Below are 16,187 nucleotides of genomic sequence, written 5' to 3'. Positions count from 1 at the left end.
CTAGCGGGCGCCGTGCCCGAGCGGCCCTTCAGCCCGGGTGAGTGCGTCGGCGTAGACCGACAGGATCTGAGCGACGTGCCGCGACTGCCGCGGTTCGTCGGCGTGTGCGGCGAGACCCGCGCGCAGCGCCGGCAGCCGCGATCGGTCGCGCGCGAGGTCCCGCAGGACCGCGGCGAACGCCGCCACCGAGGGATCGGCGGCGCGGATACCGCCCGCGTCGGGCACGGTTTCGGAGAGTTCGGGGTCGCAGTACACGATGGGCAGGCCCATCGCCAGCGCCTCCAACAGCACCATGCCCTGGGTGTCGCAATCCGAGGTGAGCAGGAGCAGGTCGTGCTCGCGCATTGCCCGCAAGCATTCGGCCTGGGTGACCTCGCCGCGCAGCCGGACGCGGTCGCCCAGTCGCGCCGCGGTGACCGCCGCGCGGGTGCGGTCGGCCAGCGGGCCGCTGCCGTAGATATCGAGGGTGCAGTCTTCGACCAGACCCGCCACGGCGATCGCTTCGAGCGGGCGTTTCTCCGCGGACAGTCGCCCGCACCACAGCGCGCGCAAGGGCGTGCCCGTACTCGTCGCCGTCTCGGTCGTGGTTCGGAGGCGATCCAGCAGCGCGTCGTCGATTCCGTTCGACACCACGTGGACGGGACGGTCCACGCCCCGGGCGGCCAGGCGGCGGGCGAAGTGCCGCGTCGGGACGATCACCCGATCGGCCGCCTGTGCCTGGGCGATCAGCGGCCGCCAGGCCAGCCGGGCGACGCGGCTGTCGCCGTCGTACTTCGGCTGGTGTCGCAGCGGCACGAACCAGCCGTGCAGCAACCGCATCGTCAGGGCCGCTGGATAGGGCGCGGGTGCGTACTTCTCGATCATGGCGTCGTCGCGGCTCTGCATGGTCTGGACGACCGGGATGCCGTGCCTGCGCGCGGCGCGGAGGCCGGAGATTCCGCAGCCGTAGGTGGTGAGCGCGTGCACGATATCGACGGTGCCGCGTTCGGTGAACGCGGCGTCGACGCGGCGCAGGTTGGCTCGGGTCGGGAGGACCACCGGCAGGCCGTTGGACATCTTCAGGGTCGGCACCGCCGCGAGGACGACCGTATCGGCGTCGTCCGCCGGGGAGCCCGGTGCGGGTGGGCAGAACACGGTCACCCGGTGCCCGAGGCCGCGCAGGCTGTCACACAGCGACCGCATCGCGGTCTGGACGCCGCCGAGGGTGGCCGGGTGGAAATCGGTGAAGAACGCGATGTGCACGGAATCGCCCATGCGTCAGGCCGATGCCGAGACGGCGAGCTTCTCCACCGCGTCCGCCGCGGCCTGGATGCCGTTCTCGGCGGCGACCAGCGCACCGAGTTCCGCCGCCCGGTCGCGGGCCTGCGAGGTCAGGGTCCGCACCAGGGCATCGTGCAGGCGGTCCGCGGTCAGCTTCGGGTACGGGAAGTCGGCGCCGATCCCGAGCGCCGACATCCGCCAGCCGTAGAAGAACTGGTCGCTGTGCACGCCGATCACCACCGCCGGCAGTCCGGCGCGCAGGACGTCGTGGGAGTTTCCGCTGCCGCCGTGATGGACGACGGCGCGGCACCGCGGCAGGACTCGGTCGTAATCGAAGGAGTCCAGGACGAACAGGTTGCGGTCGTAGCCGATCCCGCGGGGGTAGCCCTCGCCCTTCACGGTGATCAGCGCACGTGCCCCGAGCCTGCGGCAGACGGCGGCGATCAGATCGCAGGACCCGGCCGGGTCCAGGATCGGCATGCCGGTCAGGCAGAAGTAGATCGGCGCTTCGCCCTCGTCGAGCCATGCGGTCAGGGCCGGGTCGACCTCCGATTCGCCCCACGCGTCGCGCATGTGCGTGGGCAGGATCGGCGCACCGACAATGGTCGAACGGTCCGGCCAGTCGGCCGGTTTCGGCAGGAGGACCGGACTCACCATGTGCACCAGGGGAATCGCGTCCTCGCGGATGCGCCGGAACGGGTTGCGGGGCTTACCGGGCAGCTTCATCATTTCCCGGACCCGGCGATCCATCTTGCGATAGGCGACGCCGTAGGCGAGTTCGAACGCCGAGTAACTGGCCAAGCGCAGCCGCCGCGACGAGATCATCTGCTTGACCATGAACGAGGACGGGAATTCGGCCGTGCGCTCGAGGGGATAGGGCAGACCACCGATGACGGTCTGTCCGGTCTTCTCGCCACGCTCCATGGCCCACGGCAGCGTCGAGGCGCAGGACACGATCACATCGGCGGATTCGCAAGCGCCGCTGAGCACCTCGTGCATCTGCTCGCCGCGCTCACCCGCCATGATCTTCACGGTATCCAGCATGATCTGCAGGAACGGGAGCGGATTACCGGAGGACAGACCACGTTTGGCGGCGGGCGATTCCAGCAGCTCCGCCGAGTTGAACGGGATGACGTGCGGCTCGAAGCCCGAGCGCCGCACCACCTCCGCGTAGTTCTCGGTCGCGGTGATCTCCACATGATGGCCGCGCGAGCGGAATTCGTCGGCCAGGGCGAGATACGGCTGGTGGTCGCCGCGGGTGCCCGCCGTCAACAATGCGATTCGCATACTCTCGACTCCGTTCGTGATCTTGCCGGTGGGTGCCACTACGGCCGAGCGGACATCTCGTCGAGGAAATCGACGATGTGCCCGAACACATCCAGGGCCGCGCCGCGGCCGATGAAGGTATCGAGGTGGCCGTAGGACGGGATTTCGGTGTAGCGGACCTCGACGCCCGGATTGCGGGCCGCGAGGACCTCGGAGCAGAGCCGGTTGGAATCGAGCCAGGCCTCGTTGCGGCTGCCGGACAGGAGCAGGACCGGGCAGTCGATGCGGTCGGCCTGGTCCAGCGCGTTCTCCGGGAGTGCGCGGTAGCGTTCGTCGTCGACGTTCCAGCGGACGACGGCGTGCGCCAGTTCCATCTGCCGCAGGTGCGGGAGTACCGAAAGCGGTATCGCGCCGAACAATTCGGCGAGCCGATCGTGGGTGCGCGGGTCGAGGTGATCGTGCTCGAACAGTCTGGCGCCCATCCCCCAGCCGCCGTGCACCATGCGGCAGGTGGGGTCGGGGCAGTCGCCTTTGCGCGACAGCGCGGCGTAGAGCAGGGTGCGGCGGTTCCACAGCCCGACCTTGCGGAAATCCGATTCGATATGGCTGACACGGGAACCCATCAGTTCGCTGCCGACCAGCACGCGCCAGCGCGTCGAGGTGCTGACCTTCGGGGTCAGGAAGACGCCCTGCGCGACCACACCCGCCAATCCGGGCAGCAGGCCACCGGTCATGCTCAGCGCCAGGGCGAGCGCGCCGATGCAGTGCGCCACCACGAACAGCGGGCGGCCGCCGATGCGCTCGCGGATCTGCGCGACCGCCGCGGGCAGGTCGTACAGGGCGACGTCGTCGAAGGTGTAGGGCCGTCCAGAGGTGTTGTGGGACAGCTGGGAACTGCCGCGCCAGTCGAGCAGCCAGGACTGATAGCCCGCGTCGGCCAGGACGTCGGTGACATTGCGTATCTCGGGGAGGGCGAACATCTCCGAGGACACCCCGTGCCCGTGCACCAGGAGGACCGCGGGCGCGTCGGCGGGGCCCACGCGCCGCAGCCGCAGTTCGACCCCGTCGGCGGTGCGGAAGGAGATCGTCTCCCCGGCACCGAGTTCCGGTCGAATCCCGGTCACCGGCGCTGCTCCTTACGCAGGGCGCGGCGCAGATCCAGCAGGTCGGTGCCCACTCGCAAGACCGGTTCCATCACGCTCTTTCCCAGTTGACCGCCGAACCAGCTGAGCCACAACAGTTTCGCAAGTCGGCGCTGTCGTTCCGGCAGGCGTGGATCGATCTCGATGCCGTCGATCTGGTCGGGCAGATAGGTGTGCATCGGCACGGCGACCTCGCCGGCATAGCAGGCGGGCTCCCCGGTGCGGCCGATCTCGATCACCTGGGTGCCGAGCTGGCGCACCAGGCGGCGGCGCGCGGCCGCGAACTTGTAGCCCGCCAGCCACCAGGTGCCGCCGGACGAGTCACGCAGTGTCAGTTGATAATGCATGATCGGATGCCGGGTCTCGTGGCGCAGCGGGATGCCGTCGTGCGGACGGACGATCGCGGTGCCGGTCACGGTGAGGGGCTCGGTGTGCAGCCCGCCGCAGGTGAGTTCGCCGCTGACATCCAGGGTTCGCGCGCTGAATACCTGAGCACTGCTCGCGACCGACAGGGTCAGCCGGAGATCGCACTGGATGTCGGCCGTCTCGCCGACGGGTCCGATTGTCCCCGTCAGTGTTTCGCGGAATCGCAGGTACGGATCGGCGTCCGGCTGCGGTCCCCCGCCCGCCATCGCCGCGAGCATCTTCCCGCGGGCCGCCGGACCGGGGGTGACGGGCGCGGGCAGACCCTGCGCGGCGACGAAGGCCTCGGTCCGCGCGGCCGCGGCGGGTGGCGCGGTCACCATCGCCGCCAGCTGGGTTCGGGCCACGGGACTCTGGAGCACCTGGGCCAGCGATTCCAGTTCCGGCACCGGTCCTTCCTTGATGCCCCGTACCGTCTCCTCGCACCACTGCTCCCAGTGCTGCACGCGAATACCCAAGCCGCCCAGCGTGGTCTCGGCGACCAGCTGCTCGAGCGAGGTGGGTGCGCCGGTGAGGTGATAGGTGTGCCCCCAGGCGCTCGGCGTGCCGACGACCTCCGCGGCCACCCGGCTGACCCAATCCACCGGCGCGGCATTGAGATACCGGAATCCCGGCACCGTGCGAAAACGCATGAGCGCCGCCGTGATTCCGGCATTGAGATCGCGTGGATTGTGCGCACCGGTCTCCGGATGGCTGCCGATCCCGCCGGGCCGCAGGATGGTCACTACGAGCCCGTGCTCACCGGCCCGGCGCAGAATGGCCTCGGCGGCCCATTTGGAGCGGTCGTATCCGATGGGCAGCGCGGCGACATTCGCGGTCGGCTCGTCCTCACCAAGGGTGGTGGCCTCGGAGCCGTTGAATACCGCCAGGGACGAGATGTGGTGCACCGGTTTGGGCCGGCCCGTACAGGCCAGCTCCGCCAGCGTCAGCGGACCGAGCACGTTGGTCCGGCGCAGTGAAGGATAGCCGCGCAGAAAGTCCACCGCGGCGCCGGCGTTGACGATCGAATCGACTTCTGCGGCAAGAGAGTTCCAGCGCTCCTCGGACTGGCCGAGCCGAGGTTCACGCAGATCACCCGCGAGCGGAGTGACCCGCCGTAGCACCTCGCGCGACCAGGGCAGCGCGAAGCGGCGCACCGCCTGCTCCAGCCGTTGGGCGGCGGCCTGATCGTCGTCCGCGCGGACCAGGCACACCACGTGGGCTTCGCTGTGCCGCAACAGATCCAGCAACAGGTGGCTACCGAGAAAGCCAGTGGCACCCGTCAACAGGATATGGCGCGGCGCGACCCGTTCCGGCGCGGCGACCAGCGGCAGCCGGTCGGCCCCGGAGAGATCGGCGAAAAGCTGGGCGAGGTCGTCGTTCTCCGCCTCGCGGTGCGGCTTCGTTTCCGGCAGTACGGATTCTGGGTGGTCGGCCAGCCAGCGGTGCGCCAGCCGGCGTGGGCGGGCGTCGAAGAACACGGTGTCGAGATCCGGATGGACATCGAGTTCGCGCTGTAGCGCCGCGACCAATTCGACCGCGTCGAGCGAGGTGCCGCCCGCGTCGAAGAAGTCGGTGTCGGCGTCGATGGGTGTCCGGCTGAATCTGTTGGCCACCTCGGTGATCGCCGTGGCCAACGTGTCGGCGTCCCATTGCCGCGCGGCGGGCCGCGTCTCGACGCGCGGCGTGGCGCCGGTGCGCGCGAGCAGGGCCGCGATATCCATTCCGGTAGCGCCGTTTTCGCCGGATACGCGGCGATCGACCGTCGCGTTGCGGACGGTCGTCCGCTCGTCTGGGCCGATCACCCGGTCACCTCCGCGTTGTTCGCCCAGGATCGGAACTCCCGCAGCTGTTCCGGTGTCAGCGCACCCTCGATGCGCTGCTCGTCCGAGGTACGGCCGAGCAGGCGTGCGGCCAATCGGCGTGCGGGTTCATTGCGCGGCGTGTGGTCGACAACTATCCGCACGGTCGCGCAACCGAGGGATTCGGCCCGGTCCGCCACCCAGGTCAGCAGCTGTTCCTCGACGCCGCGACCGAGCGCGCGGCAGCTGAGCTGCCAGCCGCTGAGGCACAGACTGTCGCCGTCGATCCGCAGGGCGAGTACCGAGATCAGGCCGTAGTCGCCGAACCGGTCACGGGCCGTGGCGGTCCACACTTCGCCCTCGGCGCGCCAGCGGTCGAGGTCGTCGGGGGTGACGGCGGCGAGGGTGAACTGGTTGGTGCGCCGCACCAGTTGCCGGGCGCGTTCGAGCGTGGCCTCGGTCAGCGGCTCGACGTCGACGGTCAGGTCCAACTGATCGAGGAAGGTCGCGAATTCCGCGGCGGCGCGGGCCGTGTCGCGAGCCTGCTCCTGCTGGTAGAAGTCGGCGCGCGCACTGTCCTCCGCGGTCGCCGCGACCGGCACCATCGGCCAGAGCCGGGCGAGGAACGACTCCAATTCCCCGGCGGGGGGACAGGTCACCGACAGCACCTCGGGCAACCGCACGCGCATGCGCGCCACCTCGACGGGGTTGTCGTCGAGATAGCAGAAGCTGTCCAGGCCCAACCGCAGCGTGCGCGCGACCGCCTCGAGCCGTTCGGTCTTGTCGCTCCAGCCTGCGGAGATCGCGGCGAAATCGGCGCTGCGCAGCGGGCTTTCGGGCCGATTCAGGACGGCTTCGACCACGTCGGCGTCATTGTTGGTGACCAGCACCAGCAGAGTGCCCGCCGCGCGCCACTGCGCCAGTCGCCGGGCCAGTGCCAGGCGCGGTGCGTCGAACACCACTGCGGCGGCGCCGATCTCGCCGGCCGTACCGCTCCACAGGGTGTCGTCGCCGTCGACCGCGATCACTTTCGGCGCGGGCTCGAGGACGGCGGCGACGGTCGCGGTGAGTGTAAGTGCCACGGCCGCCTGGAATTCCGCGGCGAAAGGCAGGTGGGCCAGGGCTTCGGTCCGGGCGTCGAAGGGATCCCCCACCGGGTGCAGCCGTGTCCACTCCTGCGGTGCCAGCACCGCGACGCCGGGGATCTCTCGCAGGCGTTCGCCGACGAGCCGCTCCCAGGCCGAGAGTCGCTCTTCCGGTGCGGCCGACGGCAAGAGGCCGACGATCACCGGCTTGCGCGTCCGTTCGGCCAGCTCACGGACGGCCGCCGGATATTCCGCGGCGAGCTCGGTGAGCAGATCGTCCGACAGCGCGCCGAACCGTTCCAGATCCGCCGCACGCAGCAGCACGATGCTCAGTGCCATCGAGGACTGCGCGAAGATGCCCGACGGGTCGCGCAGGCAGGACAGCACATGGTGATAGGGCGCTTCGGCGACGGTGATCGCTGAGCTGTCCGCGGCGGCCGCCACCAGCAAGTCCGGGAGCCTGCCCAGGGCGAAGGTCGCACCGAGCGCCACCCGCGTGCCGGAAACCGGCTGCTGCCCGGCTATTTCGGGCCGCGCCGGAGCACCGGGGTCGGCGATCGCCGCGGCGACCGTCGCCAGATATTCCGCACCGAATTCCGCGCAGGTGCGGGCGTCGATGATGTCGCTGTTGTAGGTGAACCACACCTGCCCGGTATCGGGCAGCACCGCCACCATCAGATCGAGATCGGAGTAGCCGGTGCTCACCGGCACCACCTCGGCCGCCGCGACCGCGGAGTTGGCGCGCAGATAGTTGAAGTACACCTCGATCATCGGCGCGTTGTCCCGGTGCAGGCCCGCGCCGGCCAGGGCGGCGAGCACGTCGGCGAATCCCGCGCCGGGCGCGAGCAGTGCCCGCAACCGCAGGCCGGTGCGCCGGAGCACGTCGGCGACGAGATCATCGGCGGTGACCGACGCCGGGAACGGCACGGGCAGACCGAAGTACCCGACGGCGTCGGTCGCGTCGGCGTGCATCCGGGTATCCACCGGGACCGCCAGCGCGAACTGGTCCACCCCCTGCCTGCGGGCCAGCAGCATGGTCAGCGCGCCCAGGAAGATCGCGGCCGGGGTGAGGCCGAGGTCGCGGGCGCGGTCCGCCACCCGGTCGTGCAATCCGGCGGGCAGGTCGACGGCGATCGCTCCCGCACCGTAGCTGCGCCGCACCGGGCGCGGATGCGCCAGGGTCAGCTCCAGTCGGCGTGCTCCGCCGAAGGCCTCGCGCCATTGGGTAGCCGCCGCCTCGGTGGCCTCGCGCTTGGCGGGCTGGGCAGCGAGCAGTTGGTGCAGGTCGCGGTTGGTCACCGTGTCATCGAGCGGCGCACCGGACAGCTCCGCGGCCAGCTCACCCGCGACGAGCAGCATCGACTGCACATCGCTCATGCTGTGGTGGGCGCCGAAAAGCAGGACCTGATCGGCGGATCCGGCATCGAGCAGTTCGAATCGCCACAGCGGACCCGTCTCCAGGTCGAACGGCCGCGCCATCAGTTCCTGGAAACACTCCCGCACGACGGTGTCGTCGAGGTGGTCGAGGTCGCGCCACGCCGCCAGCGCGCCGGGCTCACGCCGGATCTCGAGTTGCCGTCCGTGCTCCTGGCTGGGCCGAATAGTGGTGCGCAGCGCGGCATGCCGGTTGGCCAGCCGGGTCAGCGCCGATTCCAGCTCCGCCGCGGTCACCCGGGTGGTCAGGCGCACGGCGACACCGCCGGTCTGCGCGGCGCTCGGGATGCCGAGCTGTTCGGTGCGCAGCAACCGCATCATGTCGCGGGTCACCGGCAGCACCTCGAGCTCCGGGACCGCGACGGTCGCGGGCGCCCGGGTGTCGTTCTGCCGCAGTACTTCTTCGACGAGGTACTCGGCGAGGTCGGTCAGGTTGCGCTCGGCGAGGATCGTGCCGAGCGGCACCGAGATGCCGGTGTGCTCGCGCACCTTGTTGCGCAATTCGATCGCCATCAGCGAATCCAGGCCGAGACTCTGGAAGCTCTCCTCGGTCGCGACCGTCTCGGTGCCGGCATGACCGAGCACCTGCCCGGTCCACTCGGCCACCGCGGCCAGCGCCTGGGCGCGGGCCTGAGCAGGCGGCACCGCCCGAAGTTGTTCGGCGAAGCGCGATCCCGTCGCCGGATCGACGATCGCCGCCTCGGCGACGGCCCGGCGCGGCGCGCGGCGCACGAGTCCGCGCAGCAGCGGCGGGATACCCGTCGCGCGACGCAGCACGCCGGTATCGAGCAGCAGCGGCACCAGCATCGGATCGCCCTGCCGCAGTGCGGCATCGAAGCAGGCCATGCCCTTCGGCACCGGGAACGCGCGGATACCGGCGCGTTCGATCCGCCGAATGTCGGCTTGCGCGTAGTGGTCGTGCATATCGACTTCCCACGCACCCCAGGCGAGCGACTGCGCGGGCAATCCGAGCGACCGCCGCCGCAACGCCAGCGCGTCGAGGTAGGCATTGGCCGCCGCGTAGTTGGCCTGCCCCGGCGTGCCGAACAAGCCGCCCGCCGCGGAGAACAACACGAAGATCGAGAGCTTCCGTTCGATCGTCAGCTCGTGCAGATGCTGTGCCGCATCGACTTTCGGGCGCAGGACCCGGTCCAGCCGCTCGGGAGTGAGTGAGCCGAGGACGCCGTCATCGAGGACGGTCGCGGCGTGCACCACGCCGGTCAGCAACAGGCCGTCGAGCAGTTCGGCCAGCGCCGAGCGGTCGGTGATGTCGCACGCCGCGAATCGCACGCGGGCACCCAGGCTTTCGAGCTCGTCGCGGAGCGCGTGGCCGCCCGGGCCGTCGATGCCGCGGCGACTGACCAGCACCAGATCGCGCGCGCCGTACGCGTCGGCCAGATGCCGGGCCAGCGCCGAACCGAGCCGCCCCGGCGCGCCGGTGATCAGCACGGCACCGGCGCCGAGCGACACCCGGCCCTGCGGCGTGTGTTCCGTCGTCTCCGGCAGCCGTGCCAGCCGCGGGATGAACGCCGAGCCCCCGCGCACCGCCACCTGATGTTCGCCCGAGGCGAGCAGTGCGGCGTTGTCCACGACGGTGTCGTCGGTGTCCAGCAGGACAATCCGGCCCGGGTTCTCCGACTGCGCGGAGCGCACCAGGCCCCACACCACCGCGCCCGCCGGATCGGGCACCTCCACACCGTCGACGGATACGGCGCGGCGCGTGCGGACCAGCAGCGTCGCCTTCTCGAATCGGCTGTCGCCGAGGATCTTTTGCAGCGCGGCCAAAATCCGCTGGGCCACAGCGCGCACCTGCTCCGGCGTCTCGCCCTGGGGCACCGGCAGCAGGATGGCATCAGCGGTCCCCGCCTCGGCGGAATCCCACTCGCCCAGCGAGAGCGCCCGTTCCGGCGCGGTGAGCGCCAGCGCCGACCACTCCAGATGGAACAGGCGGCGGTGGGCGGGCGTGAGCGACGCGGCATCCCACTGCGCGGCGGCGACCGGCCGCAGGAGCACCGAACCCACCGCCACCACCGGTCGTCCGCCACGGTCGGTCGCGGACATGGTGATGGCGTCGGCGCCGGACCGGGTGAGCCGGACGCGCAGCGCGGTGGCCCCCGAGGCCCACAGCGCCACGTCGGTCCACACGAACGGCAGCAGCGCGTGCTCGCCCGCCTCGGCGAACAGCGCGGTGGCGTGCAGTGCCGCATCCAGCAGAGCCGGATGGATGCCGAATTTCGCGGCGTCCTCGTGCGCGGCTTCGGCGAGTTCGACCGAGACGAAGATCTCGTCGTCGCGGCGCCAGGCCGCGCGCATCGCGCGGAACAGCGGACCGTAGTGGTGGCCGCGCGCGAAGAGCCCGGCGTACAGCTCGTCGACATCGACGGGCACCGCGTCCGCGGGTGGCCACTCCGCTGAATCAACCGCTGCCGGAACAGGTTCGGTTTCTTCGGCCAGCGTGCCGTCGGCGTGCAGCGTCCACCGGGCGTCCGGATCGCTCTCGTCGCGGCCGTAGATACGCACGGTCCGACGGTCCTGCGCGTCCGCGCCGCCGACCACCGTCTGGATCTGCAGGGCGCCGCGCTCGGGAACCAGCAGCGGGGCCCGCAACACCAGCTCGCGGACCACGGGGCTGTCCACCTCGTCACCGGCGCGGACGGCCATCTCGACCAGCGCCGCACCGGGCAGCAGCACCGCGTTCGGGCCCGCGTGCTCGGCCACCCACGGCTGCGATTGCCGTGACAACCGGCCGGTCAGCATGACACCGTCCGAATCCGGCTGCGGCACAACAGCACCGAGCACCGGATGATCGGTGTCGCCGAGACCGAGCCCGGCGGTGTCGCGCTGGACGCGTTCGGTCCAGAATCGCCGCTCGTCGAAGGCATAGGTGGGCAGATCCACCCGCCCGTACTCGGGCAGCAATCCGCTCCAGTCGAGGTCGTGACCCGCGACGTAGAGTTCGGCCTGCGCCCTGGCCAGGCAGGCCGGCCCGGACTGGTCGCGCACCAGCGAACCCACCGCCACCACCTCGCGCGCCAACTCCTCCGAGACCGCTTTCACCGCCGCCGTCAGCGACGGGTGCACGCCGAGTTCGACGAAGTACCGGAAACCGTCGGCGACCATGCGCTCGACGGTGGGCCCGAACCGTACGGTGTCACGCGCGTTCCGATACCAGTAGTCGGGGCCGAGCTGCCCGCCGTCCACCGGCTCCCCGGTGACAGTCGAATACCATTGCGTGGCAGTCGAATAAGCGGTCATCTGAGCGAGCTCGGCCAGTAAGGGCTCCCGGATCGAATCGATCAACCGGCTGTGCCCGGCGAAACCGGCGCCGGAACCGGCGAGCCGCGTGTAGATCCCGGCGCCGTCCAGCTCGCGCACGAACTCCTGGACCGCGTCCTGCTCGCCCGCGATGACCGTCGAACGGCGCACATTGACGGCCGCGATGGACACCCGGCCGCCGTAAACCGCTATCCGCGCGCTGACGTCGGCTTCGGGCAGCCCGACCAGCGCCATCGCACCCGCGCCGCGCACGTCCTGCATGAGGCGGCTGCGCGTGACGATAATCCGTGCGGCGTCACTCAATTCGATGGCGCCCGCGCAGTAGGCGGCGGCGACCTCGCCCTGACTGTGGCCGATCACCGCGTCCGGGATGACGCCCGCCGCCCGCCAGGTCGCCGCGAGCGCCGCCATGGTCGCGAACAGCAGCGGCTGCACGACCGGGAAGTCATCGAGGTCGGCGGCGGTCATGGCGGTCAATCGGTCCACCAGCGACCAGCCGGTGTGCGCACCGAAAGCCTTGTCGCACCGCTCGAATTCGGTGCGGAACTCCTCGGAGTGCGCGAACATGTCGCGCGCCATACCGACCCACTGCGCGCCCTGCCCGGGGAAGACGAACGCGGTTTTGGCATTGGTAAGAATCGGGCCGGTGCCGACGATGACCTGCGCGGACGAATCCCCGGCCACCAGATCGCGCAGTCCCCCGGCCATCTCCGCGCGATCGGCCGCCACAACGACAGCTCGGCGTTCGAACTGGGTGCGCTGCAACGCCAACGCGCGCGCGACCGGGCCGGGCGCCAAACTCGTGTCGGCCGCCACCAGGGCGAGTAGCCGCTCGGCCTGACCGTGCAGGGACGCCGTGCTGCGCGCCGAAATCGGCAGCAAGGCAATGCTCTTGACGTCGGCCGGCGGCTCCGGCGCGGACTCGGCCTCGGGCGGGGCCTCCTCGAGAATCAGGTGTGCGTTCGTGCCGCTGAGCCCGAAGGCGCTCACCCCGGCGCGGCGCGGCCGGTCACCGCGGTGCCACGGCAACGGCTCGGCCGCGACGGCCACCCCGCTGCGTTCCCAATCCACTTGCGGTGAGGGCACACTCGCGTTCAAGGTGGCGGGGATGCGCCCGTGCTGCAGCGCGAGCACCAGTTTGATGACGCTGCCCACGCCGGCCGCCGCCTGGGTATGCCCGACATTGGATTTCAGCGAGCCGATCCCGAGTGGCCGAGCCGGGTCACGATCGGGACCGAACACCCGCGCCAAGGCCCGCGCCTCGATCGGATCGCCGAGCGCCGTCCCGGTGCCGTGCGCCTCGACGTAGTCGATATCGTGCGGCGTCAGCCCCGAGACCCGCAGCGCCGAACGCACCACCTGCTCCTGGGCCGCTCCGTTGGGGGCGCTCAGGCCCTGGCTGCGGCCGTCCTGGTTGACGGCCGAACCGCGAATGACGGCGAGTACCCGGTCGCCGTCGCGGCGGGCGTCGCCGAGCCGCTTCAACAGCAGCAGGCCGGCGCCCTCGGCCCAGACAGTGCCATCCGCCTCGGCGGAGAACGGCGCGCACCGGCCCCGCGGGGACAACACACCCAGCTTGCACAATTCGATATGCGCGATCGGCGACATCAGCAGCGTGGCGCCGCCCGCGAGCGCGAGATCACACTCGCCGGCGCGCAGCGCGGCCATCGCCGAATGGATGGCGACGATCGAGGAGGAGCACGCGGTGTCCATGGTGACCGCCGGGCCGTGCAAGCCGAGTGTGTAGGAGATCCGGCCGGAGGCGACGCTCGGCGAAAGACCGGTTCCCACTTGACCGTTCAGCTGTTCCGGCGCGGGGTCGGCCAGATAGCCGGTCCCGTACACGCCGAGGTACACCCCGGTCGCGCTGCCGTGCAGCGTGCGCGGATCGCGCCCCGACCGCTCGATCGCCTCCCAGCTGAGCTGCAACATCATGCGCTGCTGCGGATCCATGACCGCGGCCTCGCGCGGGCCGATACCGAAGAACGCGGCATCGAAACGATCGACGCCGTCGACGTATCCGCCGCGGAAGGTGTAGGCCTTACCGGTCGCGGAGGTATCGGGGTCGTAGAGCCCGTCGATATCCCAGCGGCCCTCGGGCACCTCGGAGAGCCCGTCGGCCGCGCCGTCCAGCAGCCGCCACAGCGCCTCGGGTGAGTCCGCGGCGCCGGCGAACCGGCAGGACATCGACAGAATCGCGATGGCGTCGGCGTCGTGCTCGGTCGCGCCGCCGTCCGTAACCGTCGGTTCGGGCTCCGGAGTGGTGTCGCCCAACTCGATCGGCGCGGCGGGCGCCAATACCGTTGCCACACCGTCGATCGTGGGGTGGTCGAAGAAGACGTTGGTATCGATGAATCGGCCGACGAAGTCGGAGAGGTCGACGACCAATTCCACCAGATCGTGTGAGCCCAAACCGAATTCGACCAGCGGCAGGTGGACGTCGATGCGTTCCGGATCCAGGACGGCCTGGCGCGCGATCTCGGTCACCAGCCAGGATCTGATCGCCGCCGCGGACGGCCCCGCCTCGGTCGACTCCGTGGGGTCGGTATCCGGTTCGTCGTAGAGCTCGTCCTCCGGCGACCGCAGCGGGCCCGCCGTCAGGGCGAGCAATTCACCGGAGTCATAGGCCGCCCGGCACGCCGACCGCTGAATCTTCCCGCTGCTGGTCTTGAATATCGTGCCCGGCCGGATGAGCAGCACCGTCGAGAGTGCGAGCCCGTGCTCGGTCGCGACCGCGCCGCGCACGGCGCTCTCGATCTCGGCCAGCTCGCCGGGATCTTCGCCGCGCACCTCGGCCACCACGACCGGCTGCTCACCGCCCGTCCCGTATTCGACGGCGAAGGCCGCGACACAGCCCGCTCGAATACCGTCGTGTGCGCCCTCGACCGTCGCTTCGAGGTCCTGCGGGTAGTGGTTGCGGCCGTCGACGATCAGCAGGTCTTTGCGCCGGCCGGTGACGAACAGCTCGCCACCGGAGAAGAATCCGAGGTCGCCGGTGCGGAGGTAGCGGCGATCGTCACCGGGCAACCTCGCCCCGAAGATCTCGGCCGTGGCCTCCTCGTCCCGGAAATAGCCTGCCGCGACACTGCGCCCGGCAACCCAGATCTCGCCCTCGACCTCCTCGGCCCGCTCGACGCCCTGCTCGGGGTCGACCACCGCGACCGATAGCCCCTCGACCGGTTGCCCGGCCCCGACCACTTCGACGCCACGCGCGCCCGAGCCCGCCCGCCCCGTCACCGTACGAACCGTCGGCGCCGCGGTGGTGGACGACGCCGTCACGATCAGCGTGGCCTCGGCGAGGCCGTACACCGGCTGATGGGATTTGGCGCGGAAGCCGGCCCCGCCGAAGGCCTCGGTGAACCGCCGCATCGTCGCGGCCCGCACGGGCTCGGAGCCGTTGAACGCCACCCGCCAGGTGCTCAGATCGAGCCCGTCGAGCTGGTCCGGCGTGACCTTGCGCGCGCACAGTTCATAGGCGAAATTGGGGCCACCGCTGGTGTGCGCCCGGTAGGTGGAGATCGCCCGCAACCAGCGTTCGGGACGCTGCAGGAAATGCAGCGGCGACATCAGCACCGAATGGGCGCCGAGATAGATCGTGTGCAACAGCGGTGCGATGAGACCCATGTCGTGGTACATCGGCAGCCAGCTGGCGAACAGCGCGCCGTCCCACGCGTCGGCGAAACCGGGGTCGTGCCCGAGCCCCGCGCCGATCGCCGCCTGGTTGTGCAGCAGATTCTCGTGGGTGAGCAGGACGCCGCGCGGCGCGCTGGTCGAGCCGGAGGTGTATTGGATGAACGCGACCGAGTCCGGGCCGAGATCGGGCACGCGCCACCGCGTGGCCTCGACGCCCGCGATCTGGTCGGTGGCCAGCCATCGCAGGCCCGTCAGTTCGGGAATCTCCGCACACAGCGCGGCCGAATCGGCCACCACCCGTTGCGGTGCCAGCACCACATCGACCTCGGCGTGCGCCACCATGCGGCGCAACCGGCGCAGCGAGCGGTTGTCCCACTCCGGCAGCGGTGCCGGTACGGCGACCACCCCGGCCGCCAGGCAGCCCAGGAACGCCTCCGCGAACTCCGGACCCGCCGGGTAGAGCAGCAGCGCCCGCCGCGGCGGCGAATCCTGGAGCGCGGCACCGATCGCCCGCACCCGCGTGCCCAGCTCGGCATAGGTCAGCTCGCGGACCTGGCCCTCGACGTCACCGCTGTCCAGGAACCTGTACACCAACTCGGCGGACCGATTCTCGACTTGATCGAACAGCGTTCCGACGAAAGTGTTGAGCACGAACTACATCCTCTACCTGTAAATCTCGATATTCCGGGTCCGCGTTCCCTGACATACGCGGAATAGCCGACGGGCGGTGGGCGACAGATCGGCGCCCACAGTAGCCATATTTACGGTGTGCCGTCGACCGTCGGCAAGCGCGCTGTCCGGTAGCCCCCAAAAGTAGGGGCAGTGCAGGTCGAAGCCGTTTGCGGCCGTGCCGATTTCGCGTTTGCCAGGAGTGGGACCAGCGGTGA

5 protein-coding genes are annotated in these 16,187 nt (G+C 70.5%); all 5 read right to left on the bottom strand.

Annotated elements, in window-relative coordinates; genetic code table 11:
* Genes AB0H76_RS02915 through AB0H76_RS02895 form a run of 5 tightly spaced genes read right to left on the bottom strand, consistent with a single transcriptional unit; the run spans window position 1 to window position 15,951 of the window.
* Window positions 1-1,254 carry a glycosyltransferase gene (locus tag AB0H76_RS02915; RefSeq protein WP_357316491.1) on the bottom strand — a complete coding sequence of 418 codons (1,254 nt, stop codon included), beginning with the start codon at window positions 1,252-1,254 and terminating at the stop codon, window positions 1-3.
* Between the two features lie 3 nt (window positions 1,255-1,257).
* A complete protein-coding gene (locus AB0H76_RS02910; protein ID WP_357316488.1) occupies window positions 1,258-2,547 on the bottom strand; it encodes a glycosyltransferase in 1,290 nt (429 codons plus the stop codon).
* A gap of 38 nt (window positions 2,548-2,585) precedes the next feature.
* On the bottom strand, window positions 2,586-3,650 hold the full coding sequence (locus AB0H76_RS02905; protein WP_357316486.1) for an alpha/beta fold hydrolase: 1,065 nt from the start codon (window positions 3,648-3,650) through the stop codon (window positions 2,586-2,588).
* Window positions 3,647-5,875 (bottom strand): thioester reductase domain-containing protein, encoded by a 2,229-nt coding sequence (locus AB0H76_RS02900; RefSeq protein WP_357316483.1) that lies wholly within the window; start codon window positions 5,873-5,875, stop codon window positions 3,647-3,649. Before AB0H76_RS02900 ends, AB0H76_RS02905 begins: the two co-directional genes overlap by 4 nt.
* Window positions 5,872-15,951, bottom strand: coding sequence for an HAD-IIIC family phosphatase (locus AB0H76_RS02895; RefSeq protein ID WP_357316481.1), 10,080 nt, complete (start codon window positions 15,949-15,951; stop codon window positions 5,872-5,874). The genes AB0H76_RS02900 and AB0H76_RS02895 overlap by 4 nt, the downstream gene beginning before the upstream one ends.
* Window positions 15,952-16,187 lie beyond the last annotated feature (236 nt).

Source organism: Nocardia sp. NPDC050712, from assembly GCF_040654295.1.
Lineage (GTDB): Bacteria > Actinomycetota > Actinomycetes > Mycobacteriales > Mycobacteriaceae > Nocardia.
Note: the sequence above shows the minus strand (reverse complement) of the source record. Positions and strands in the feature narration are given on the sequence as shown.